The organism is Streptomyces sp. NBC_01092, from assembly GCF_045039535.1.
Taxonomy (GTDB): Bacteria; Actinomycetota; Actinomycetes; order Streptomycetales; family Streptomycetaceae; genus Streptomyces.
The window spans coordinates 2,265,645-2,289,641 of the sequence record NZ_CP108659.1 but is presented as its reverse complement, the minus strand read 5'-3'; the positions used below and the strand labels follow the sequence as shown (position 1 = coordinate 2,289,641).

At 72.9% G+C, this 23,997-nt stretch carries 17 protein-coding genes; 13 read left to right on the top strand and 4 right to left on the bottom strand.

What is annotated here, in order from left to right:
- Nucleotides 1-7 precede the first annotated feature (7 nt).
- Complete coding sequence (locus OG254_RS10045) at nucleotides 8-955, top strand: DUF2510 domain-containing protein (RefSeq protein ID WP_405579658.1); 948 nt, start codon at nucleotides 8-10, stop codon at nucleotides 953-955.
- Nucleotides 956-1,009: 54 nt separating this feature from the next.
- On the opposite strand, the gene OG254_RS10040 is transcribed toward OG254_RS10045, so the two are convergent.
- Entirely contained in the window at nucleotides 1,010-2,212 is a 1,203-nt protein-coding gene (locus OG254_RS10040) for an amino acid deaminase/aldolase (RefSeq protein ID WP_351201778.1), read from the bottom strand.
- A gap of 496 nt (nucleotides 2,213-2,708) precedes the next feature.
- Here OG254_RS10040 and OG254_RS10035 point away from each other — a divergent pair, with 496 nt between their 5' ends.
- Both OG254_RS10035 and mycP read left to right on the top strand, forming a co-directional pair.
- Entirely contained in the window at nucleotides 2,709-4,181 is a 1,473-nt protein-coding gene (locus OG254_RS10035; RefSeq protein ID WP_405579655.1) for a hypothetical protein, read from the top strand.
- On the top strand, nucleotides 4,178-5,425 hold the full coding sequence (gene mycP, locus OG254_RS10030; protein ID WP_405579653.1) for a type VII secretion-associated serine protease mycosin: 1,248 nt from the start codon (nucleotides 4,178-4,180) through the stop codon (nucleotides 5,423-5,425). Before OG254_RS10035 ends, mycP begins: the two co-directional genes overlap by 4 nt.
- A 209-nt stretch (nucleotides 5,426-5,634) precedes the next feature.
- Here mycP and OG254_RS10025 read toward each other — a convergent pair whose 3' ends face one another.
- Nucleotides 5,635-6,630 carry a serine hydrolase gene (locus OG254_RS10025; protein ID WP_405579651.1) on the bottom strand — a complete coding sequence of 332 codons (996 nt, stop codon included), beginning with the start codon at nucleotides 6,628-6,630 and terminating at the stop codon, nucleotides 5,635-5,637.
- Nucleotides 6,631-6,778: 148 nt separating this feature from the next.
- Here OG254_RS10025 and OG254_RS10020 point away from each other — a divergent pair, with 148 nt between their 5' ends.
- A complete protein-coding gene (locus OG254_RS10020; RefSeq protein WP_405579649.1) occupies nucleotides 6,779-7,510 on the top strand; it encodes an SseB family protein in 732 nt (243 codons plus the stop codon).
- Between the two features lie 8 nt (nucleotides 7,511-7,518).
- Here OG254_RS10020 and OG254_RS10015 read toward each other — a convergent pair whose 3' ends face one another.
- Both OG254_RS10015 and OG254_RS10010 read right to left on the bottom strand, forming a co-directional pair.
- On the bottom strand, nucleotides 7,519-7,875 hold the full coding sequence (locus OG254_RS10015) for a DUF1844 domain-containing protein (RefSeq protein WP_147997070.1): 357 nt from the start codon (nucleotides 7,873-7,875) through the stop codon (nucleotides 7,519-7,521).
- 80 nt (nucleotides 7,876-7,955) lie between these two features.
- On the bottom strand, nucleotides 7,956-9,650 hold the full coding sequence (locus OG254_RS10010) for a DUF885 domain-containing protein (protein WP_405579645.1): 1,695 nt from the start codon (nucleotides 9,648-9,650) through the stop codon (nucleotides 7,956-7,958).
- 250 nt (nucleotides 9,651-9,900) lie between these two features.
- Between OG254_RS10010 and OG254_RS10005 the strand changes: the two genes are divergently transcribed.
- The 9 genes from OG254_RS10005 (at nucleotide 9,901) to OG254_RS09965 (ending at nucleotide 23,995) form a co-directional block, all read left to right on the top strand.
- The gene (locus OG254_RS10005) at nucleotides 9,901-11,220 is read left to right on the top strand and encodes an ACP S-malonyltransferase (protein WP_405579643.1); all 1,320 of its coding nucleotides are present in this window, start codon (nucleotides 9,901-9,903) and stop codon (nucleotides 11,218-11,220) included.
- Between the two features lie 86 nt (nucleotides 11,221-11,306).
- Nucleotides 11,307-12,203 (top strand): 3-hydroxyacyl-CoA dehydrogenase family protein, encoded by an 897-nt coding sequence (locus OG254_RS10000; RefSeq protein WP_405579641.1) that lies wholly within the window; start codon nucleotides 11,307-11,309, stop codon nucleotides 12,201-12,203.
- Nucleotides 12,204-12,215: 12 nt separating this feature from the next.
- Nucleotides 12,216-12,482, top strand: coding sequence for an acyl carrier protein (locus tag OG254_RS09995; RefSeq protein ID WP_405579639.1), 267 nt, complete (start codon nucleotides 12,216-12,218; stop codon nucleotides 12,480-12,482).
- Between the two features lie 36 nt (nucleotides 12,483-12,518).
- Complete coding sequence (locus tag OG254_RS09990; protein ID WP_405579636.1) at nucleotides 12,519-13,670, top strand: acyl-CoA dehydrogenase family protein; 1,152 nt, start codon at nucleotides 12,519-12,521, stop codon at nucleotides 13,668-13,670.
- A 1-nt stretch (nucleotide 13,671) separates the two neighbouring features.
- Entirely contained in the window at nucleotides 13,672-15,789 is a 2,118-nt protein-coding gene (locus tag OG254_RS09985; RefSeq protein WP_405579633.1) for a non-ribosomal peptide synthetase, read from the top strand.
- Nucleotides 15,786-17,183, top strand: a complete 1,398-nt coding sequence (locus OG254_RS09980; protein WP_405579631.1) for a class I adenylate-forming enzyme family protein — start codon at nucleotides 15,786-15,788, stop codon at nucleotides 17,181-17,183. Before OG254_RS09985 ends, OG254_RS09980 begins: the two co-directional genes overlap by 4 nt.
- Nucleotides 17,180-17,965: an SDR family NAD(P)-dependent oxidoreductase gene (locus tag OG254_RS09975; protein ID WP_405579629.1), complete on the top strand. Its 786-nt coding sequence runs from the start codon at nucleotides 17,180-17,182 to the stop codon at nucleotides 17,963-17,965. Before OG254_RS09980 ends, OG254_RS09975 begins: the two co-directional genes overlap by 4 nt.
- 64 nt (nucleotides 17,966-18,029) lie before the next feature.
- A complete protein-coding gene (locus OG254_RS09970) occupies nucleotides 18,030-18,392 on the top strand; it encodes a hypothetical protein (protein ID WP_405579626.1) in 363 nt (120 codons plus the stop codon).
- Nucleotides 18,389-23,995 (top strand): type I polyketide synthase, encoded by a 5,607-nt coding sequence (locus tag OG254_RS09965; protein ID WP_405579623.1) that lies wholly within the window; start codon nucleotides 18,389-18,391, stop codon nucleotides 23,993-23,995. Before OG254_RS09970 ends, OG254_RS09965 begins: the two co-directional genes overlap by 4 nt.
- Nucleotides 23,996-23,997 lie beyond the last annotated feature (2 nt).

The window sequence follows — 23,997 nt, the reverse complement described above, 5'->3', positions numbered from 1 at the left end:
TGCGCCAATGAGCATGACGCCCCCGCCCGGCTGGTACCGCGACCCCTCCGCCCCGCACCTGGAGCGCTGGTGGGACGGGACGGCCTGGACCGAGCACCGGCGCGCCCCCGAGGCACCGGCACCGGCGGTCACGACACCGCCGGTGCCCGGCCCGCCGGCCTATGAGCCGCACGCGACCGTGCCGCTGACGGCCGGGCGGCCGTCGGCAGGCGGTGCCTCCGGGCGGGGGCCCAGGATCGTCGCCCTCGTCGCCGCCGGAGCCGTCCTGCTCACGGCGATCGTCACGGGCGCGCTCGTCCTCGGAAAGGACGACGGGGGCACCGAGCCGGACACGGCTCCCACGCTCGCCACCTCCGCGCCCGTGGACCGCGAGCCGGCCTCCGACACCCCGACCCCGACGGAGTCCGCCTCCGAGCCCCCCGCCGACGGCCCCGCCGTCGTGACCGACCAGCTCAACGGCATCACCCTGCCGTTGCTCAGCGGCTGGGTCAGACCGCGCAACATCACCGAGGCCGACGTCCTGATGACCACGGACGGCACCTACCAGTGCCCGGCCGACTTCGGCTACTGCCGGCACGGCGAGGTCAGCTCGCGCACGGCGACCGGCGACGACGGAAGCTCCCCCGAGGCGATCGCCAAGGCGGACATCCAGGAAGCGGCCGACGACGCCTACGACCGCGACCTCGTCGGCCGGCGCCCCTTCGGCGGCATCGAGTCCCACAAGGTCATGGGCTCCGGCCCGGTCTCGGTGGCGGGCCGCGCCGGCTACTTCGTGCGCTGGCAGGTCACGACGGCCGAGGGACCGGGCGGCTACGTCCAGTCGCTCGCCTTTCCGTCCGGCATCGGCACCGGGTCGCCGGTCGTCGTGCGCTACGTGTTCGACGCGGGCGAGGACGGGCCGCCGCTGGCCGACATGGACCGCTTCACCAAAGGGATCCGGTCGACCGCGGACTGAGCCCGGGCGGACCGGGCCACAGGACCGGGCCACAGGACCGGACTACGGACCGGGCTACAGAAACGTCTGGCCCTCGCCCCGGTACGTCGGCACGGTCGCGGTGACCGAGTCGCCCTCGACCAGGTGCAGCGCGTCGAACCGCTCGCACAGCTCACCGGCCTTCGCGTGCCGGAACCACACCTTGTCGCCGAGCAGCAGGTCGTCGGCGGGGGAGCCGAGCAGCGGCGTCTGCACCTCGCCGGGCCCCTCCTGGGGGTCGTAACGCAGCCCCTCCGGCAGATACGGCACCGGCAGCCGGTCGGGGCCCGCCACGCCGGACGCCGGATAGCCGCCGCCGAGGACCGTCACGATCCCGACGCCCGGCCTGCGCACGACCGGCTGGGCGAACAGCGCGGCCGGACGCCCGGTGAAGGACGTGTAGTTGTCGAAGAGCCGCGGTACGTACAGCCCCGACCCGGCCCCGATCTCGGTCACGGCGTCCTCGGCGGCCGTGAACTGCACACTCCCGGTCCCTCCGCCGTTGACGAACTCCAGGTCCGGCACCACCGCCCGCACGGCCCGCACCACCTCGGCCCGGCGCTGGGCGAGCTCCCGGCGGGCGGTGGCCTGCATCAGCCGTACGGCACGCGAGCGCAGCGGCCGTCCCGCCAGGGAGTCCCCGACCCCGGCGATGTGCCCCTCGTACGCCATGATCCCGACGAGCCGGAACCCCGGCTGCCGGGCGACGGTCCGCGCCATGTCGGCGACCTGGGCGGGGGAGTGCAGCGGCGAACGCCGGGCGCCGACCCGCACCCGTCCCCCGAGCAGCTTCAGCGAGGTGTCCAACTCCAGGCAGACCCGCACCACTTCCCGGCCACCGCCGCGGGCGGCGTCGATCAGGCGCAGCTGTGCCGGGTCGTCGATCATCACGGTGACCGCGGAGGCGAGCTTGGGGTCACCGGTCAGCTCCGCGAAACCGGCGTGGTCGGCCGACGGATAGGCGAGCAGGACGTCGTCGAACCCGGAGCGCGCCAGCCACAGCGACTCGGCGAGGGTGAAGGACATGAGGCCCGCGAAGCCGTCCTTCGCGAGGACGCGTTCCAGCAGCGCCCGGCAGCGTACGGACTTGCTGGCGACGCGGATCGGCTTTCCGCCGGCCCGGCGGCGCATGTCGTCCGCGTTGGAGTCGAAGGCGTCCAGGTCCACGATCGCGAGTGGGGCGTCGAGATGGGCGGTGGCCCGGTCGTAACGGGCCCGGTCAGCGGCGCGCGCAGTCATGAACGCAGCCTGCCAGACGGGATTACCGCAGGGTAGGGGGACGTTCCGGGCAGATCTGCACGGGGTCGTGGACTGGTTCCCGTTCGCGCAGGTTCAACCCGTAGAGTGACGCGCACGCAGGGGGGAACGTCCCCGGCCGCGCGTCGTGCCGGGATGACGCTCCCTCGGCGCGGGTATGCGTGCCTGGTCGGAGCAGTCCGTGCCGGGCGGGGCAGACGGAGCAACAGAAGACGGCGGCCGCGTACGAGGACGGGCCCGGGCACGAGGAAACGGGGGGTGCATGAGCACGGAAGCGCGTCGCGCCCCCATTCCCCCACGCCCGTCGACCCCGCCTCCGCCCGCCGTACCGCCCCGCCCGTCGACACCGCCCAGACCCGCGCAGCCGCCTGTCACCGGCGACACACGGGACGAGGACACGGACAGCCCGGGCACGCCGGCCCCACGGGCGACCGGCGAGGGTACGCGAACGGAGGGATCGGTGCCAGGCGGTGTCGACGTGAGGCCGGACCCCACCGGCGGCTCGCCGGACGGACGTACGGCCGACCCCCGGACGCCGGGCACCCAGCCCCGCCCGAGCGCACGCATCCCGGCCCCCGGATCCTCCGCCCCGCCCCCGCCCCGGGCCTCGGCCCGCTTCCCGGACGCACCGCCCATGGCCGGACGCCCGAGCGCCGGCGACGAGCGCCGGGACGGCACCGCACCGGCGCGCCCCGAGAACGCCGACCAGGCGGGCCCCGGCCGCACGCCGCCCCGCCCCGAGAGCCCCGGCCGGCCCGCACCCGGCCGCCGTACGGGCGCCCCCGCCGAGACCGCCGCGGAGATGACGTTCCGCCTCCGCCCGATCCCCGCGAACCCGCCGGCCACCGACTCCGGCAACCGCCCCTCCACCGCTTCCGCGCAGGGTTCCCTCGGCACGCCTCCCTCTCCGGGCCGGGCTCCCGCCGAGTCCCCCCGGCGCAGCCCCTCCGCGCCGCTGCCTCCGATGCGACCTGCCCAGGCGCCCTCGGCCGGCAACGGCTACGGAGGGTCGGGCTCCGCCGGGTCCTCGGGCGCGATGCCGTACGAGGCGGGCGGCCAGGGCACCTCCGCCCAGTTCTCGCCCGACCCGTCTCTGTCCTGGAGTGCGCCGATGACGTCGGGTTCCGGGCGGCCCGTCGTGTCGTTCGGGGAGCCCGAGGGGTACGACGAGCAGGCACGGCCGCGTCCGCTCGGGATGCGGATCCGGCCCCGGATCGCCGTGGCCGTCGCCTGTGTCGTGCTCGGCGTCGGGCTCATCGGCGGCGCCGTGACCGGGAGTTGGCTGGTCGGGGAGCCGGGTGACGACGGTGCGCGGGACACCTTCGCCGCGGCCGGGAACCTGTGGCACGGCGTTCCCGTCGACCAGCTGTTCCCGCCCACCGTGATCGGGAAGGGCGCCGGACCCGGCGGTGCCGACCGGATCTGGACGCGGATCGCCGTCGCCCCCGACACCGGCTGCGCGGGCGCCTTCGACCCGCTGCTGCGCAAGGCTCTCGCCCCCGTCGGCTGCGAGCGCCTCCTGCGCGCCACCTACACCGACGCCACCCAGAGCTACGTCACGACCGTCGGCCTGCTCTTCACCGACGCCGACGCCGCCGCGATGCGCTCGCTCGACAGCAGGTTCACCAGGGAGGGCCTCGACCGCCGTACGGACCTCATGCCCCGTCCGTACGCGGCGAAGGGCACCCCGGCCGCCGGATTCGGCGACGAGCAGCGCGCCTCCTGGACCATTTCCGTCCTCACCGACGCACCCGTCGTCGTCTACGCCGTCTCCGGCTGGGCCGACGGCCGCACCGTCGACGACCCCCAGCCCGCCGAGGAGGCCATGGATTCCGCCGCCACCACGGCCGTCGCCCAGGCCGGCCTCGGCCACGAGGCACAGGGCCTCGCCGACCGCATGGAACGCGCCCTGCGCAAGAACGTCGGTCCGTCCACGGAGCAGTCGTCATGAACGCCGGCACGAACCCGGGTACGCGGACCTGCCTGAACGGAGCGGCTTCCGGCGCCGTGACCAGTGGTGTGAAGCATCTCGTGACCCGGCGCACCGGCCCCGTCGCCGCCCTCCTCGGCGCCTGCCTCGCCCTCCTGCCGCCCACCGCCGCGCACGCCGACTCCATACGCGCCCAGCAGTGGGCCCTGGAGGCCATGCACACGGAGGAGGCCTGGCAGACCACCAAGGGCAGGGGCGTCACCGTCGCCGTCCTCGACACCGGTGTCGAGGACGACCACCCCGACCTCGCCGGCAACGTCCTCGAAGGCAAGGACATGGTCGGCTTCGGAGCCGACCGCGGCGACCGCGCCTGGGCCCGGCACGGCACCGCCATGGCCGGCATCATCGCCGGCCACGGACACGGGGCGGGCGGCGGCGACGGCGTCATGGGCATCGCCCCCGAGGCCAAGATCCTCCCCGTCCGGGTCATCCTGGAGGATGGCGACCCGGCCCGCGCCAAGGCCCGCAGCAGCCGCGGCAACGCCCTTGCCGAGGGCATCCGCTGGGCCGCCGACCACGGCGCCGACGTCATCAACCTCTCCCTCGGCGACGACTCCAAGTCCGCCCACCCCGAGGCCGGCGAGGACGAGGCCGTCCAGTACGCCCTGAAAAAGGGCGCCGTCGTCGTCGCCTCGGCCGGCAACGGCGGCGAGAAGGGCGACCACATCTCCTACCCGGCCGCCTACCCGGGCGTCATCGCCGCGACCGCCGTCGACCGCTACGGCACCCGCGCCTCCTTCTCCACCCGCCGCTGGTACGCCACCGTCAGCGCGCCCGGCGAAAAGGTCGTCATCGCCGACCCCGATCACAAGTACTACGAGGGCTGGGGCACCAGCGCCGCGGCCGCCTTCGTCTCCGGCGCGGTGGCCCTGGTCAAGGCCGCCCACCCGGGCCTGACCCCGGCCCAGATCAAGAAGCTCCTGGAGGACACGGCCCGAGGCGCACCGGCCGACGGCCGCGACGACTCCCGCGGCTACGGCTTCGTCGACCCGGCCGCCGCCATCAAGAAGGCCGCCGGCATGAAGCCGGACGACCTGGAGGCCGCGGCGTACGGCGAGGAGTACTTCGGCTCGGGCCCGGACGCGGCCGAGTCGGACGACGACGCGATGAGCTGGACCGCCTGGCTCGCGGGCGGCGCCGGCGGCCTCCTGCTGGTGTCGGCGGTCGTCGTGTGGCGGGGCCGCCGCGGACGGTACGGCCTCTAGGGCTTGTCCGGCGGATCATGCCGGCGTCGCGGGGCCTGGCACGCCCCCCAGAGGGGGGACCCCCAGCCGCGTTGTCGTCGGTTGCCGCCGCGTCGACTCCCTCCTCCGCCTTGCAGCTGGACGCACCAGGCCCCGCTCACCTGCGCTGATGAGGTGCCGTTCCTTGCAGCCGACCTGATCCGCCGGACAGGCCCTAGCCGACGGGTCCGCTACGAGGAGACGGCGGATGTCGCGGGAGCCGGGGAACCGGACGCGGTCTCCCCGGTGAACACCGACACCGCAGCTCGTGCCGCCGTCTCGACCAGCGAAACACCTCTCGCCTTCGTCGAGTTGCCGTCGGAGAGTACCGCCACCAGATAGCCGTGGCCGGCCACCGTAACCCGCCCGATGCTGTTGATGTCCCACAGCCCGGTGGCGGTGCGCGGCAGCCAGCCGTTCTTCAGCGCCCACGCGGAGCCGTCGCCCGCGGCCGACACTCCCCACCGCTGGTCGACCGCGACCTGCTCCATCAGCCCCGTGAGATACGCCCGCGAGTCCGCGCTCAGCTCCGAGTCGTCCCCGAACACCTGGCGCAGCAGCGTGAGTTGATCGGCCGCCGTGGTCTGGGTCAGTCCCCAGTACATGCCGTCGCCGCCGACGGTGTCCATGAGCCCGAGCCGCTCATTGGCCGTGTCCAGCCCGCCCGCCTTCCCGATCGTCCGCCACAGGGCCGACGCGGCGGTGTTGTCGCTGTTCTCGATCATGCTCGTGGCGTACGACTTCTCCGCCGCGGTGAGCTCACGCCCCGCGTCCTGAGCCTGGAGCAGCAGCGCGGCCAGGATGTCGACCTTGACGATGCTCGCGGTGTCGAAGCCGCCGCCGGCGTACGCGGCGCCGACACCGGACGTCAGGTCCAGCACCGCCACCGACACCGCGGCGCCGTCCTCGACGGTGACCGCCTTCATGGCCCCGGCCAGAGCTGCGTCGTGGTCCACCGTCGGCTCCGCCACCGGATCCACCGAAGCCTCCCCACCCGCGCGGGCCGCGATCGACGCCGAGGGCGACGGCGTCGCCGCCGACGATACGGCCCGTACCCCGGAGTGCGCCCGCGCCTTCACATACGCGGTGCCCCCGGCCGCGGTGCCCAGCACGACGACGGTGGCGAGGGCGCCGTGCAGCAGGGGGCGGCGTCGGGGTGCGCGGCGCCGGACTCTGGAGGACTCCATGCAGCGATCTTCGGGGCTGCGTCTGTGTGTGCCGTGAGACGGACGTTAGAGGCGTGTCAGAGAAACGGAGATTCAGGGGGCGGGTGTCACGCCCGGGTTAACGGGGCCGCACAAGCGCAGCAGCATCCCCCCGATAGGGTCGTCGACCGTGGCGAACAAGAACATTCCCGACTCTCTCTTCTCCGACGACGACGGCTCCGCCGACCCGCGACTGACTGCCGCGCTGGCGGCCTGGGCCGAGGACCGCACCGCCGAGGGCCCGGTCCTCGAAGCGCTCAAGGGCGCCCGGCTGCTCGTCCCCGTCGTGGCCCTGCTCGGCGAGGTCGAGGAGGACGAGAACGGGCTGCGCCGCGAGAAGACCAGCGACATGGCCGTACCGACCCTGAAGGCCGGGAACCGCACCGCCCTGCCCGCTTTCACGTCCACCGACTCCCTCGCCCGCTGGGATCCGGCGGCCCGCCCGGTCGCCGTAGCCCTGCACCAGGCCCTTCAGGCCGCCGCGCACGAGAAGGCGGACACGATCGTGCTGGACATGGCCGGTCCGGTGCCCTACGAGCTGACGGGGCGCGCGCTGCTCGCACTCGCCGAGGGGCGTACGACGACGGATCCGCTGGCCGACCCGGCCGTGCGGGAGGCGGTGCGCGCCGCGGTCGCCGCCGTGCCCGCCGTGCTCCGCGCCCACCTCGGACCCGGTCGGGCCGACGGCACCCTGGCCCTCGTCGTGGACGCCTCCGCCGTACCCGCCGAGGCAGCACGCGCGGTCGCCGATCGGCTCGCCGCCGACACAACACTGAGGGCCCGCCTGGTGCGCGGCCTCGACCTGGCACTGCTGCCGGCCGGGACGACGCCACCGGGCGAGCCCCTGTACGTCCGAGGGTGACCTGGGGCCTAGCCGTAGACCGGCCCGGTGTACTTCTCGCCGGGGCCCTGACCGGGCTCGTCCGGGACGATCGAGGCCTCGCGGAAGGCCAGCTGGAGCGACTTCAGGCCGTCGCGCAGGGGCGCCGCGTGGAACGAGCTGATCTCGGTCGCGCTCGCGTCCAGCAGCCCGGCGAGGGCGTGCACCAGCTTGCGGGCCTCGTCCAGGTCCTTGTACTTGTCGCCCTCGTCGGTCAGACCGAGCTTCACGGCGGCGGCGCTCATCAGATTGACGGCGACCGTCACGATCACCTCGACCGCCGGGACCTCGGCGATGTCGCGGGTCATGGCGTCGAAGTCGGACGGCGGCGGCGTACTGTCGGTCATCGCTCACATCTCTTTCAGGGCGCGGGACCCCTTCAGCGTAGTTGACCGGCTGTACCGGGCCGCTCGCCGGGCGCCCTTCGTCAGAGGGCGGACAGCTCCGTGACCAGGTCGTCCAGGCCCAGGGAACCCAGCGAGAGCGCCGCCATGTGCCAGGCCTTGACATCGAAGGCGGCCGGGCGGGCCCGGCGGGCGTTCTCACGGCCGAGCAGCCAGGCCCGCTCCCCGAGCTTGTAGCCGATCGCCTGTCCGGGCGTGGAGAGGTAGCGCACCAGCTCGCTGCGCAGATAGCCGGCGGACCGTCCGCTGTGCGCCGCCATGAACTCGCTCGCCAGCTCGGGGGTCCAGCGCTCGCCCGGACGGAAGGGCGCTTCCCTCGGGATCGGCAGCTCCAGGTGCATGCCGATGTCGACGATGACGCGCATGGCCCGCATCATCTGCGCGTCCAGGTGGCCGAGCCGGTGCTCGGGGTCGGTGAGGAACCCGAGCTCGTCCATCAGACGCTCCGCGTACAGGGCCCAGCCCTCGCAGTTGGCGCTGACCCAGCCGAGGGTGGCCTGGTAGCGCGAGAGCCGGTCCTTGTTGAGCATCCACTGGGTCGTCTGGAGGTGATGTCCCGGGACGCCCTCGTGGTACCAGGTCGACACCAGGGTGTGCACGGGTATCGGCGCCCCGTCCTCGGCGGGCAGCCAAGTGCGGCCCGGCCGGGAGAAGTCCTCGGAGGGCCCGGTGTAGTAGGGCGTCGCCGCGCTGCCGGCCGGTGCGATCCGCGACTCCACGTGCCGCAGCGGTCCGTCGAGGTCGAAGTGGACGCCGTGCAGCGTCTCGATCGCCCCGTCCATCAGGTCCTGGAGCCAGACGCGGGCTTTCTCGGGGCCGTCGAGGAGCGTGCCGTGGGCGTCGAGATGGGCCAGGGCTTCCCAGGGCGTGGCGGCCGACGGCAGGACGCGGGCGGCCTCGGTGCGCATCTCGCCCAGCAGCCGGTGGTACTCGGCCCAGCCGTACGCGTACGCCTCGTCAAGGTCTAGGTCGGTGCCGTTGAAATACCGCGACCAGTGCGCGTAGCGGTCGCGGCCGACCGTGTCGGGTGCGTCGGCGACGGCCGGCGCATAGGTGTCGCGCAGCCAGTCGCGCAGGGTGGCGACCGCTTCGGTGGCCCGCTCGGCGGCGGTGTCGAGCTCCGACCGCAACGACGCGGACGCCGCTGGGGCGTCGCTCACGAACCCGTGGAACCAGCCCCGTTCGCCATCCGTCAGCCACTCGCCGAGCTGGCCGACGAGGGCGGCCGTGGCGTGCGGCCCGCCGGGGAGCCCCTGCTCCAGGCCGAGCGTCAGCGACTCGCGGTAGCCGCTCAGGGCTGCGGGGACGTCACCCAGCAGACGCCGTACCGCGGCCCAGTCGTCCTCGGTGTCGGTGGGGACGAGGGTGAACATCTCGCGGGCGTTGTGCGCGGGTGTGTCCATGTTGCTGACCGCGCGGAGATGCTCCGACGCCTCGTGCAGGGCGAGTTCGGCGTGCAGACGTTCCCGCAGCAGCGCCCCGCACCGCCGCTCAGCCGCGTCCGCGGCTCCCGGCCGGCGCTCGGCGGCCTCCAGCCGGGTCAGCGTGGTGCGCGCGAGCCGGGCGAGGGAGTCCTGCCAGGCGGGGGAGAAGTCGGGGAGCGCCACCTCGCTTCCCTCGATACCGAGGAACACCCCGCTGACGGGGTCCAGACCCGTGTATTCAGTGAGATGCGCGTCGGCGATCTGACGCGGAAGCAATTCTGTACGCGTGTCCATGGGGGACATTCTGAGGCGCCCGCGGGCGGATGTCATTCCGCAGCCTCTTTATATGCAACCTACGGTGCGTCAAATCGGGCGTAACCGGCGCCAGTTGGAGCGTAACATACGGAACACTCGGTTCCGTATATCGTCTGCAAGGCAATGAAGCAGTCAAGGGTTGACTTGTTGCGTACGTTGACAGAGGGTGTTTGGAGCAGGGGGAGCAACGGGGGCTATTGTGGTGTGACTCGCACCGGATGTTCGTGTTGTGGACCATTCCCCTCATGTATGTCTGTCCATCGCGACCGGATGGCCGACCTGGCCACTGAGAATCGCGGACATCGAGAGTGAGAGTGGAGCCGTGCAAACGGGGTTGGCCGCACTCTTTCCGGGGATCGGTGCACAACGCGTCGGTATGGGAAAGAAACTGTTCGAGCGCTTCACTAGTTACCGGGATACCTTGGCGGAGGCTTCCGACGAACTGGGTGAGGATGTTCCCGCGCTCATTTTCGAAGCGGCGAACAGAGCGAGACTCGCTCGACAGGAAGAGGCACAGCTCACCACGTTCGTCACCGGCGTCGCGATGTATCGTACCTACGCCGCCGAACTCGACCTGCGATTCGACTTCCTGGCCGGCCATAGTCTCGGCGAGTTGACGGCACTCTGCTGCTCCGGCGCCCTCGGCTTCGCCGAGGCACTGCGTCTGGTGCGCAGGCGCGCCGACATCATCCGCGACACCGCCGACTCGCTCGACGGCACAATGGTGTGGGTCATCGGCATCGCGCCGGACGCGGTCGAGGGTGTCTGCCGCAGAGTCGCCGGCGGCGGACCGAACCTGGTCGTCTCAGCCGTGGACGCGCCCCGTCAAGTGGCCATCTCCGGTGAGACGGACCTCGTCGGACGAGCGGCCGAACTGCTGGAGGCGCGTGGCGGACGCGTCTTCCCGCTGCGCATGGAGGGCCCCTACCACAGCCCCCTCATGGCCGAGGCCGCCCGCCGGATGGCCGACGTACTGCGGGATGTCCACATCGCCCGCCCGAACGGCACGGTGCTGTCGACCGTCGACGGACGGCACCATCCCGGCGGCGACGGCAGCCGCGCGCTCCTCGCCGACCAGCTCATCTCGCCGGTGCACTGGCTCACCGTGCAGCGCCGGCTGGTTGAGGCGAACGTCCCCTTCGCTCTGGAGTGCGGGCCGGGTAACGTCCTGACCTTCCTGCTCGGCAAGACCACACAGCACATGCGCCTCTGGCCCCTGGAGCGCTACGACTGCCCGGACGCGCTGATGGCCGAACTCGCCCTGGGGACCGACGACTATCCGGACGTGGTGCGGCGCTGTCTGGCGCTCGCCGCGAGCACCCCGTGCCGCACCCAGCCCGCCCCGGCGGAGCGGGACCGCATGGACCGGGCCTACGCGTCACTGCGCGAACTGGACCGCGCGGCCGCCGCCGGTGAGCCGGTCGGCCGCAGGGACGTGGACGACGCCCTGACCTGGATCGGATGGATCCTGGAGACCAAGGGGTGGCAGGGGGCCGACCGGGAGTCCCGGCTACGCCAGGTGTTCGACGGCCGCGTGCTCGCGGCCTGACGGGGCGCGCCCGCGCCACCGGTTCACATGCCCGCCGAAGTATGTCCGGCGCGGCTTCTCAAACGATCGACGAATAAGGGGGACGTGTGTCCGAAAACGGCGCCGCGAGGACGGTGGGCGTGGTGGGGGCCGGTGGTATCGGGCTCTCGGTCGCCGCCGACTTCGTCCTGCACGGCTTTCGTGTGGTGCTCGTCGACAACGTCGAGTCCCGTCTGGAGCAGGCCCGTGGTGAGCTGGTCGAGGCGGTGACCTACGGTCCGATGCTGCGGCCGGCGCTGCCCCGCATTCCGGCTGAGGAGGCGCTGGAGCGCGTGGACTTCACCACTCGGCTCGCGGACCTGGCCGCCTGTGAATTCGTCGTGGAGAACGTCACCGAATCATGGGAGGTGAAGAGCCGGCTCTACCGTGAACTGGAGTCGGTGCTGCCGCCCGGAGTCGGTATCGGCGTCAATACCTCCAGCATTCTGATCGGGCGACTGGCCGCCGAGACCCAGCGCGCACCCGATGTCATCGGTATTCACTTCATGAACCCGTCCTATCTCAAGGACGCGGTGGAGATCATGCGCGGTGAGAAAACCTCCGACGCCTGTCTCGCGCAAGTTTCGGAGCTGCTGACAGTCCTCGGGAAAAGCGCCGTTGTCGTCGGTGACTTTCCAGGCTTCGTCAGCAATCGGATTTCCCACCTGTTCTTCAACGAGGCGATCCGGGTCGTCGAGGAACAGGGCGTGGATCCGGCCACGGTCGACGCCGTATTCAAGAAGTGCTTCGGCCATCGCATGGGGCCGCTGGAGACCGCCGATCTAATCGGCCTGGACACCGTGGCCCTCACTTTGGACCACCTCTACGACTCGTATGGCGATGAGAAATTTCGGTGCGCCGATCTGCTCCGCGAGATGGTGAAGACCGAGCGGCTGGGACGCAAATCCGGAGAAGGGTTCTACCGCTATCGCCCCGTTCAATCCGTTCAACCGTCGCAGGATTGAGAGGAGTTCGCCGTGGCACGCGCGGACCGTGAGGAAATCGTCCAGGTCGTTCTCGACTACCTGGCCCAGTACGACACCAGTGGCACCCCTGACCTGGACGAGGACCTGTTCGACACGGGACGGGTCAACTCCCTCTTCGCCATCCAGTTGGTCGGGTTCCTGGAGACCACCTTCCGGATCAAGATCACCGTCACCGACCTCGACCTGCAGAACTTCTCCTCCGTCAACCGCGTGGCCGACCTCGTCCTGGCGAAGACGGCGACCACCACGGGCGCGTAACGGCCGGATGCGGGACCAACAGATGGGGCGAACGACGTGAAGCACCTGCTGACCGAGGAGGAGCACCGCGACCACGCGGATCTCGTCCGGCGCGTCACCGAAACCTGGGCCGCCTCGGCGGCCGACTGGGAGCGGGCGGGCACCCTGCCCGCACCCGTCGTCCGATGGTGCGCGGAACAGGGCCTGATGGGGGCAGCGCTGCCCGCGGAGTTCGGGGGCGGTGGCAGCACGGCGGTGCGGACCGGGCTGCGCTACGAGGCGCTCGGCAGGATCAGCGCCTCCCTGGCCTCTCTGGTGAACGTCCACGGCATGGCGGCCCAGACCCTGGTCCGCTGGGGCACCGAGCACCAGTGGCACAAGGTTCTGCCCGCTCTCGCCGCCGGCGAGCGGGTCGCGGCCATCTGTATGACGGAGACCGGGGCCGGCAGCGACCTCTCCGGGATCCGTACGGAGCTCGCCCCCGGCGCCGACGGCCGGTGGCGGCTCGACGGCACCAAGGTGTTCATCACCTTCGGTGGTCTCGCAGATGTCTTCCTGGTCTTCGCTCAGCGCGAGGGACGGTCCGTGGCCTGCCTGGTCGACCGGGAACACCCCGGCGTCACCACCCACCCGATGGGCGACGTCCTCGGGCTGCGGGCGGCCGACCTCGCCCGCGTGGAGTTCGCCGACTGCGAGATACCGGCCGAGCACATCGTCGGCACGGAGGGCTTAGGGCTCCACTTCCTCGTACCGCAGGCACTGGAGCACGGGCGGCACGCCGTCGCCTGGATGGCGCTGGGCATGCTCCAGGCGTCCTTCGACGCGGTCACCGCGTTCGTCTCCGGGCGGCGCACCTTCGGCCGCGATCTCATCGAACACGGACAGATCCAGAGCCTGTTGACCCGGATGGGCACCGATCTCGAAGCCTCGAAGCTGATGTGCGTGACCGCCTCGCGCGCCGTCGACGAGGGCCGGCTGGACGCCTCCGACCGCATCCTGATGGCGAAGTACTTCGTGTGCCGGGTGCTGGAGGAGCACTCCGCCGCCGCGGTGCAGGTCCTCGCCTCGCGCGGCGTGCTGGAGGAGGGCATCGCGGCGCGCGCGTACCGCGACAGCAAGGTCCTCAACATCATCGAGGGCACCACGCAGATCATCGAGCGCATGCTCGCCCCCGCCCTTCTGCGGGCGGCCGCCTCGGGAGGTGCGTGACATGGCACGCGTCCTCACCCGCCTCGACCCCGCACTTCCGCGCGGCCTCGACCCCCTGCCCGTACCGCTGGCCGTCACGGCGGCGACCGGCGCTGTTGCCTTCCACTACGCCGCGTTCGTCCGCGAAGTCCACCTGCGGGTCGACCTCGTGGACATCGCCCGCACCGCCGACGAGGCGGGCGGCAAGACCCTCGCGGCCCGCACGCCCGTCGACCCCGCCGAGTGCTTCACCGCGCTGACCGAGCGGATCGCCCGGAACCTGACCGTGCCGGCCCCGGCCGCGGCAACCGCCACCGGCGGCCCCGCGTTCCGGCTCACCATCGGCCCCGGAGTCACCGACACCCACGGCAGCCCGCACACCGACGGTGGCTGGCACCTCTACCTGGACCCGGCCACCGGGGTCGTCGCCGCCGAGGCCGACGACGAGGCGGCCTGCACGGCGCTCGCCGAGATGTTCGCCGAGCTGCTGAGGCAGTCCGTTGCCCGGCCCGAGCGCACGGTCGGCGAGTTCACCGTCATCCCGCCGGCTCACCGGGACCGGGTGCTGCGCGCCCGCAACGCCACCGACCGGACCTTCCCGTCCGACCTGACCCTCCATCAGGTCTTCCGCCGACAGGCCGCGGCCACACCCGGGCGCGAGGCCGTGTGCACGGACGACGCCGCCCTGACGTACGCCGAACTCGACGAGAGCTCCGAGCGGTTGGCTCATGCGCTCCGCCGCCGCCTCGGTGACGGACGCGACCAGGTCGTCGCCGTCCTCACAGAGCGCTCGCTCGACCTGCCGGTCGCCCTCCTCGGCGTACTGAAGGCCGGGTACGCCTACCTCCCGCTCGACCCGCAGGCACCCGCCCTGCGCGTCCAGGACATCGTCCGGCGCAGCGGCGCCCGCGCCGTCGTGGGGCAGGCCGCCCTCACCGAAGGGCTCGACCTGCCGGTGCCGGTACTGGCGCCCGACGCCCCCGAAGTCACCGAGGGTCCGGCGCCGCGGCCGCTCACCGACCGTGCCACGCCGGACGACCTGGCCTACGTCATCTACACCTCGGGCTCCACGGGTGCGCCCAAGGGCGTCATGGTGGAGCACCGATCAGTCGTCAACCGGCTGTGCTGGATGCAGCGCGCGTACCCGATCGGACCCGACGACACGCTCATCCAGAAGACCCCCGCGATCTTCGACGTGTCCGTGTGGGAGCTGTTCTGGTGGATGTTCACCGGCAGCCGGATGTACCTGCCCGCCCCCGGCGCCGAACGCTTCCCACTCGCACTCACCGAGGCCGTCGAACGGCACCGCGTGACCGTGATGCACTTCGTCCCCTCGATGCTCAACGTCTTCCTCGCGGAAGTCGAACGGGCGCGGACGGCGGGCGCGTTGAGCGCACTGCGTGTGGTGTTCTCCAGCGGCGAGACCCTCACCGGCCACATGGTGGACGCCTTCCACGCCACCCTCGGCGCCCCCAACGGCACCCGGCTGGCCAACCTGTACGGCCCCACCGAGACCACCGTCGACTCCACCGCCTTCGACTGCCCGCCCGGCGCCCCGGGCGCGCGCGTCCCGATCGGCCGCCCCATCGACAACACCCGGCTGTATGTGCTGAGGCACGGCCGGCCCCTGCCCGAGGGCGTGTACGGCACCCTGCATGTCGCGGGAGCCGGCGTCGCCCGGGGCTACCTCGGCGACGAGGAGCTCACGAGCCGGCGGTTCGTGCCCGAATACGGCAGGCCGGGCGAGCGGATGTACGACACCGGCGACATCGCCCGTCTGCTGCCCTCCGGCGATGTCGACTTCCTCGGACGCGAGGACCACCAGGTCAAGATCCGAGGCATCCGGATCGACCTCCAGGAGATCGAGAACGTCCTGCTGGAGGCCCCCGGCGTCATGGAGTGCGCCGTCCACCTCGACGAGCCCGGACCCGCCCTGGCCGTCCTGCGCGCGGCGGTCACCGGCACCGACGAGCTCGACCGCGCGGCCCTGCGGCGCCATGTCGCGGAGCGGCTGCCCGCCTACATGGTGCCCGCGACCTACGACCGCCACGCCGGCCTGCCCCGCACCTCCAGCGGAAAGATCGACCGCCGGCTGCTCGCCGAGGACCCGCGGACGCAGGCACGGGGGGTCCGACTGTGAAGACCGAACGGTACGGGGACGTTGATGTGGACGTGAACATGGACTGGCTGCCGGAGCGGCTCCGCTCGTTCGGACAGCGGGAGGCCGTCACCGGACGCGGCGGACAGGCCGACTACACCGCACTGGCCGAGCGGGTCGACGCCTGGGGCGCGGAACTGAGCGCCGCCGGTGTGCGCCGCGGCGCTTCCGTGGCCGTGATCGGCGACACCTCCGTCGGCACCGTATCCCTGGTGCTCGCGCTGATCCTGCGCGGCTGCGTGGTGGTGCCCCTGGCCCCCGCCGACCCGCCGCCGGGTGCGCGCGGACCGCGCCTGGACATCGCCGCGGTGGAGACCGTCGTCGAGTTCCGCGCGCCGGACGACTGGCAGGTGAGCAACCGCCCCGCGCCCGATTCACGCCACGCCCTGCTGGACTCCCTGCGGGCGGCCGGCGAGGCCGGACTCGTGCTCTTCTCCTCCGGCAGCACCGGCGAGGTGAAGGCGGCCCTGCACTCCTTCCCCCGCCTCCTGGACCGCTTCCGCACCCATGCGGGCCGGCCGCTGCGCACGATGCAGTTCATGGCGCTCGATCACATCGGCGGTGTCAACACCCTCTTCCACACGCTCACCGGCGGCGGCACGGTGATCGTCGAGAACCGGCGCACGGCAGAGGAGATCTGCCGCACCGTCGAGACGCACCGGGCCGAACTGCTGCCCACCACACCGACATTCCTCAACATGCTGCTGATCTCGGGGGCGTACAAGAACCACGACCTGTCCTCGCTGCGGCTGATGACGTACGGCACCGAGCCGATGCGCGACGTCACCCTCGCCCACCTGGCCGAGACGTTTCCCGGGGTACGGCTCAAGCAGACCTACGGCCTCACCGAGACGGGCATCCTGCCGACCCGGTCGGAGTCGTCGGGCTCGCTTCTGATGCGCGTCGGCGGCGACGGGTTCGAGACCAGGATCGTCGACGGAACCCTGCACATCCGCTCGGCGAGCAGCATGCTCGGCTACCTCAACAGCCCCGACCCCTTCGACGCGGACGGCTGGATGGACACCGGCGACGCCGTCGAGTTGGCCGGGGACGGACTGCTGCGGATCATCGGACGGCGTTCCCTGTGCATCAACGTGGGCGGCGAGAAGGTCTACCCGGCGCACGTCGAGAACGTCCTGCTCCAGGCGGCGAACGTCCGCGACGTCGTCGTCGAGGGCCGTGCCAACGCCGTCACCGGACAGATCGTCACGGCCACCGTCGAGGTCATCGAGCCCGAGGACGCCCGTGCGATGAGCAGACGGCTGCGTGCCCACTGCGCCGAGCAGCTCGCTCCGCACCAGGTGCCCGCAGTCATCACCCAGGCCGAGGGCCAGCTCCACAGCAGCCGATTCAAGCGTCAGGGACGGACCGTATGAGCAGTCGGACGAGTCGCACGAGTCGTGTCGCGGAGCACGGCGAGGAACGCCGGGTCGCCGTCGTCAGCGGCGGCAGCCGCGGCCTCGGGCTGGGCCTGATCGCCCATCTCCTCGACGAGGGCTACCACGTGGCCACCTTCAGTCGCACCGAGTCGGAGGGGCTGACCAAGCTGCGCGCCTCCCTGGCCGACCCCGACCGGCTCCACTGGAGCCAGCTCGACGGCGCAGGGGACCAGGCGGGCGCCGCGGCGGACTTCGTCCGGGACATCGTCCGCCGCCGCGGGCGGGTGGACCTGCTCGTCAACAACGCCGGCATCGGTCTGGAGGGGCTGCTCTCCACGACCCCGCCCACCGCCCTCGACCGGGCGCTCCAGGTCAACCTGAACCTGCCGGTGCACCTCACCCGCGCCTGCCTCAAGCCGATGCTCGCGCGCGGCGGCGGATGCGTCGTCAATATCTCTTCCATCAACGCGGTCCGCGGGCAGCAGGGCGTGGCCGTCTACAGCGCCGCAAAGGCGGGGCTCGACGGGCTCACCCGCAGCCTCGCCAAGGAAGTCGGCCCGGCCGGCATCCGCGTCGTCGGACTCGCTCCCGGCTACTTCGACAGCGAGATGACGGCCGGGATGCCGGAGGACACCCGGCGCCGGCTCACCCGCCGCACCCCGCTGGGGCGGCTGGGCACCGTCGACGACGTCGTGGACGTCTTCGCCTTCCTGATCTCGGACCGGGCCCGCTTCATCACCGGCCAGACCATCACGGTCGACGGCGGCTACACGTGCTGACCCCGCGCCGCCGCCCGTTCCCGCTCGTCCGTTCCCACAGCCCCATCGGTACCGGAGGCCAGAGTTGAGCCGCAGAGAAGCCATCAAGGCCGTCGTCCTGGACATGGTGGAGGAAGTCACCGGCGAGCCCCGCGAGGTCGGGGGCGGCGATCTACTCGTCGACCAGCTCGGGCTGCGCTCCCTGCACCTGGCCAGGATCACGGCGATCCTGGAGGTGGAGCTCGGCCTCGACCCGTTCAGCGAGCTCGTCCCCATCACCGGCATCCGCACCCTGGACGACCTCTACCGGGCCTACGACCTGGCCGCCGGGGACATCGCCCCCTCCGCGGCCGCGCCGGTCTCCGACGCCCCGGAGCCCGCCCCGACGGGCCGGGCCGCCGCACTGCGCGCCCGTGAACTGCGCACCAGGGCACGGGACGAGGCATGACCGAGCAGACGGTGGACACCGCGCCCGGGGCGATCGCGGTTGTCGGCATGGCCGGCCGCTTCCCCGGCGCCCCGGACCTCAGCCGCTACTGGGACAACATCCTGGCCGGACGGCACGCCATGCGTGACCTGACCGACGAGGAACTGCGGGCCGCCGGCGTCGCCCAGCGGTGGATCGACCACCCCGACTACGTCAAGGCTGCGGCCGTCCTCGACGACGCCGACCGGTTCGACGCCGGGCTGTTCGACATCACGCCCCGTGAGGCGGCGCTCATGGACCCGCAGCACCGGGTCTTCCTGGAGACGTGCTGGGCGGCGCTGGAGCACGCGGGCCGCCTCGCACCGTACGGCGGCGGCACCAAGGGTGCGTCCTCCGTGGGCGTGTTCGGCGGAGCGGGCGGTGTCCTGGCCGGCTATCTGTCGGACGTCCTCGGTGAGCAGGGCCGGTTCCTCGACCCCACCGCCTCGCTGGAACACCTCGGCAACGACAAGGACTTCCTGGCCACCCGGGTCTCGTACAAGCTCGGGCTCACCGGCCCGGGGCTCACCGTCCAGACCGCGTGCTCCACCTCCCTGGTCGCCGTACACCTCGCCTGCCAGAGCCTGCTCCTCGGCGAGTGCGACACGGCCGTCGCGGGCGGCGTGACCATCCGCGTCCCCTCCCTCGCCGGCCACCTCCACCAGGACCAGGGCATTCTGTCGCCCGACGGTCGCTGCCGGCCCTTCGACTCGCGTGCCGCGGGCACCGTGTTCGGCAGCGGAGCCGGCGCGGTTGTCCTGCGGCCGCTCGCAGACGCCCTGCGCGACGGCGACACCGTGTACGCCGTCATCCGCGGCACCGCCGTCAACAACGACGGCGACCGCAAGACCAGCTACGGCGCCTCAACCCTGGACGGCCAGCTCGCCGCGATGCGCCAGGCCCTCATGGTCGCCGAGGTGTCCCCGGCCACCATCGGCTACGTCGAGGCCCACGGCACCGGCACGCTCGTGGGCGACCCGCTGGAGGTCGCCGCCGTCCGCCGCGCGCTCGGCGACGAGGCCCGGTGCGCGATCGGATCCGTCAAGGCCCTGGTGGGTCACCTGGAGGCCGCCGCGGGCGTCGCCGGGCTGATCAAGACGGTGCTGGCCCTGCACCACGGCGTCGTGCCGCCCAGCCCGCACGTCGAGGAGCTCAACCCCCGGCTGCGGCTGGCGGGCAGCGGACTGCGCGTCAACCGCGAGGCCGAACCCTGGACCACCGCCGGCCCACCGCGACGAGCCGCCGTCAACTCCCTGGGCATCGGCGGCACCAACGCCTTCGCCGTCCTCGAACAGGCCCCGGACCATCCGGTCCATGCCGCCGTGGCGCTGCCCCGGGAACTGCTGACCGTCACCGCCAAGACCGCGGACGCCCTGCGCACCGCCGCCCGCCGCTGGGCCGACGACCTGCGCGGGCGACGCGACGACGACCTCGCGGACCTCGCCCACACCAGCCAGGTGGGCCGGCGCCGGCTGCCCCACCGCGTCAGCGTCGTCGCCGGCTCGCCCCGCCGGACCGCCGACGAGCTTGAGAGCTGGCTCGACGGACACCCCGGCACCGGCGTGGTGCACGGCACGGGCGAACGGGCTCCTCGGGTCGCCTTCCTCTTCACCGGGCAGGGTTCGCAGTACGCCGGCATGGCGGCCGAACTCCACGCACACCACAGCGACTTCCGCGCCGCCCTGGCACGGCACGCGGACCTGTTCCGCGCACTCACCGGCGTGTCCCTCCAGGACGCGCTGTGCGACCGGGAACGCGGAGGGGAGCTGCTGCGCCGGGCAGAGATCCTCCAGCCCGCCACCTTCCTCCTCCAGGTCGCCCTGCACGACGTACTGAGCTCCTGGGGCGTGCGCCCCGAGGCCGTCGCCGGCCACAGCCTCGGCGAGTTCGCCGCCGCCCACGCCGCCGGGGTGCTCGGCGCCGAGGACGGACTGCGGCTCGTCGCCGAGCGCGGCGCCGCCATCGCCGAGACCGCCGCCCCCGGCGGCATGGTCGCGGTGCGCTGCCCCGACGTCGACGCACTGCGCACGCTCATCGAGCCGTACGGCGACGAACTCGCCGTCGCCGGTCACAACACGCCCGACCTGCTCACCCTGTCCGGCACCCGGCGGGCCCTGGACGGGCTACGCGCCCAGTGCCGTGACCGCCGCTGGGCCGTCGTCGACCTGGACGTCACGCACGCCTTCCACTCGCCGCTCATGGCCCCCGGCGCCGACCGGCTCCTGGGAGCCGCCGAGAAGACGCCGCATCACCCGGCCCGGATCGACCTGGTCACCAACGTGACCGGCACGGCGTCGGGCGTCGACGGCGGCTACTGGGCCCGCCAGCTCACCTCGCCCGTCCTGTTCAGCCAGACGCTGGACACCCTGCTGGCGCAAGGCATCACCCACTTCGTGGAGGTCGGTCCGGGCCGCGCCCTGACCGGATTCGGCCGGGCCCGCAGCGAGGCCTCCGCCACCTGGCTGGACCTGCTCACCGCGCGCGGCTCGGACTGGGACACGCTGCTGCGCGCCCTCGGCGTCCTCGACACGGACGGGGTCCGCGTCGACTGGACGGCCTTCCACGCCCCGCTGCGCCGGCGACGCGTCGCGGCCCCCGGCTACCCCTTCGCCCGCGACCGGCACTGGATCACCGACGGCGGCTCCGCCGCGGCCCGCGCAACGGACCCCGCGCCCGCAGCCTCCCCGGCCGTCACGCCGGACGGCCGCGGCGCGCTCGACGACCTCACCCGCATCCCGCTGCCGCAGTCGCCGCAGCGCCGCTGGGCGACCGGTGCCGACGCCCGCACCCCTGCCCTGCTCTCCGACCATGTGCTGCTGGGCGAGGTCGTCGTCCCCGGCGCCTATCACACCGCCTGCCTGCTGGAGGCGTACGGCGCAAACCGCCCGGTCCTGATCGACGACCTGCTCTTCCCGCGCGCACTCGTCGTCGGCGTGGAACCGACCAGCGTGCAGGTCGTCTTCGACGCCCCGCGCGACGGCGCCGGCGAGGCACGCGTCCTCGGGCTGCGTCCCGGCGCCCCGGCCCACCTGGACAGCGCCTGGACAGTGCACGCCCAGGGCCGCGTCAGCACCCCGGCGACCGTCCCCGCCACGGCTGCCGCCGACGGCGCCGGCCCGCAGGCCGGGGATGCGCCGGGCACAGGGACGACCCGGACCATGGCCGGTGACGAGCTCTACGCCCACCTCGACCGGCTCTCCTACCGGCTCGGCCCCGCCTTCCGGTGGATCGGAGAACTGCGACAGGAGGGCGCGCGGATCGAGGCGGACATCACCGTCCCGGAGTTCCTCGACCCCACGGGCCGGCCCGCGAGGACCGTCCTCATCGACGTCTGCGTCCAGACGGCCATCGGTGTCTGCGTACGTGACCTCGACCGCCTGGACGGCCTGCTGCTGCCCTTCCGCGCCGAGCGGGCGATGTTCCACCCCGTGGCGGCCGTGCCCCGCACCGGGCGGATCAGGGCCACCCTGCGCTCCGTCGGCAGCCCGGCGGACAGCGCCGCTCCCGGCGGCCTGCTGGACATCCGGGTCGAAGACCCCGAGGGCCGCCCGCTGGTCGAACTCACGGGGCTCGAACTGCGCCTGGTGCCGTCCCACGCGCTCACCGCGGGCGCCGACGAGCCCGCGACGGTCCACGCCCAGACCTGGCGGTCCGCCGACGACCGGGCGCCCGAACCGGGCCCCGAACCCGGCCGCTGGCTCGTCCTCGCCGACCGGCGGGGCAACTGGCGCGCGATCGCCGCAGACCTCGCGGCCCGCGGCGCCGACCACGTCGTACTGCACGACGGACCGTCGCCCGAGGATGCCGATGCCGGCGGCACCGTCCGCCCGGTCGTCGACCTCGCGGACCCGGAGCGCCTCGCCGCGGCCCTTCCGCCCACATGGACCGACGGCGCACCCGTCGGCGTCGTGCACTGCGCCGCCCTCGACCTCACCACCGCCACGCCGGATCACGCCCTGCTGCGCCGTGCCCTCGGCAGCGTCCCCGCGCTCCTCCAGGCCCTGGACCGCACGGGCCGGCCGGCCCCCGCCGTGTTGACGCTGCTCACCCGGGGCGCCGTGGCGCACGCCGACGGCGGAGCGGCCGCGCACCCCCAGCAGTTCGCGCTGTGGGGCGCCGGCCGCAGCGCCGCGCACGAACTGTCCTACACCGCTGTCCGGCTGGTCGACCTCGACCCGGCCCTCGACACCGACCCGGCAGCTCTGCGGCACGCCCTCGGCGGCGACGGCACCGAAATCGTGCTGCGCGGCGGGCGGATCCACGTGCCCGGGGTCGAGGTCCACCGCACCGCTCCCGAGACGGACTTCCGGGTCCGTCCCGACGGCACCCACCTGATCACCGGCGGCCTCGGCGCCCTCGGCCTCGGCACCGCACTCTGGCTTGCCGAGCACGGCGCCCGGCACCTCGTGCTGAACGGCCGCCGAGGCCCCGACGAGACGGCCCGGCGTGCCATCGCCGAACTGGAGGCCACCGGCGTCCGGGTCACCGTCCTCACCGCCGACGTCGCCGAACGCGCCGCCGCGGACGGCCTCGTGGCCCGGATCAGGGGGCTGGGCGTCCCGCTGCGCGGTGTCTTCCACGCCGCCGGCGTCATCGAGGACGCCACGCTCCACGGGCTCGGCTGGGACGCCTTCGAGCGCGTCCTGGCCCCCAAGGTCGCCGGCGCCTGGAACCTGCATCTGGCCACCACGGCCGAGGACCTGGACCACTTCGTCATGTACTCCTCCACCGCCGCCCTGCTCGGGTCGGCCGGTCAGACCCACTACTCGGCCGCCAACGCCTACCTCGACGCCCTCGCCCACCACCGGCGTGCGGGCGGGCTGCCCGCGCTGAGCGTCGCCTGGGGCCCGGTCACCGCCGGCATGACGGCCCGGCTCGACCACCGGCTGCGCGAGCGGATGGCCGCGGCCGGATTCACCCTCGTCGACCCCCGGCGGGTGTTCACGGCCGTCGGCCGACTTCTCGCGGGCGACCACGACCCGGTGCACGGCGTTTTCGAACTCGACTGGGACACCCACCTGTCGCGCTTCGCCCCCGACCGGCTCCCCGCCAACCGCCCGGCCGGCGCACGCGTCCACACCGCGCCCGGCGCGAGCGGCCCGCGCGAGCGCACGGCACCGGGCGACGCGCTGCTGCGCGACTGGGGCACGGTCTCCGCGCAGGCGCGTCGCGACCTGGCCGCCGGATACCTCGCCCAGGTACTCGCCGAACGCGTCGGCACCGACTCGTCCCGGGCCGGGACCGACGTCTCGCTCACCGCCCTCGGCGTCGACTCGATGATCGCCATCGAGATCCGCAGCCAGGTCAGGTCCGAACTGGGCGTCGACCTCCCGCTGACCCTGCTCCTCCAGGACGAACCCCTACGCCGAGTCGAAGACGCCCTCCAAGACGGACTGAACCGGGCCATGGGCACCCCGACCGGGGCCACCGACCCGCGCCTCGCGGGCATCGGAGTGGCCACTCGCTACGACAACACCGTCACTCCCGACGCCGCGGCCGACCTGCTGGCCTCCGTGCACCACCTGGACGACGCCGAACTCGAAGCCCTCGCGGCACTGCTCGCCGTAACGGAACAGGAGAGCTGAGA

Coding starts and splice junctions, on each gene's coding strand:
- OG254_RS10045 (WP_405579658.1), top strand. CDS start 8: ATGAGCATGACGCCCCCGCCCGGCTGGTACCGCGACCCCTCCGCCCCG.
- OG254_RS10040 (WP_351201778.1), bottom strand. CDS start 2,212: ATGACTGCGCGCGCCGCTGACCGGGCCCGTTACGACCGGGCCACCGCC.
- mycP (WP_405579653.1), top strand. CDS start 4,178: ATGAACGCCGGCACGAACCCGGGTACGCGGACCTGCCTGAACGGAGCG.
- OG254_RS10025 (WP_405579651.1), bottom strand. CDS start 6,630: ATGGAGTCCTCCAGAGTCCGGCGCCGCGCACCCCGACGCCGCCCCCTG.
- OG254_RS10015 (WP_147997070.1), bottom strand. CDS start 7,875: ATGACCGACAGTACGCCGCCGCCGTCCGACTTCGACGCCATGACCCGC.
- OG254_RS10010 (WP_405579645.1), bottom strand. CDS start 9,650: ATGGACACGCGTACAGAATTGCTTCCGCGTCAGATCGCCGACGCGCAT.
- OG254_RS09985 (WP_405579633.1), top strand. CDS start 13,672: ATGGCACGCGTCCTCACCCGCCTCGACCCCGCACTTCCGCGCGGCCTC.
- OG254_RS09975 (WP_405579629.1), top strand. CDS start 17,180: ATGAGCAGTCGGACGAGTCGCACGAGTCGTGTCGCGGAGCACGGCGAG.
- OG254_RS09965 (WP_405579623.1), top strand. CDS start 18,389: ATGACCGAGCAGACGGTGGACACCGCGCCCGGGGCGATCGCGGTTGTC.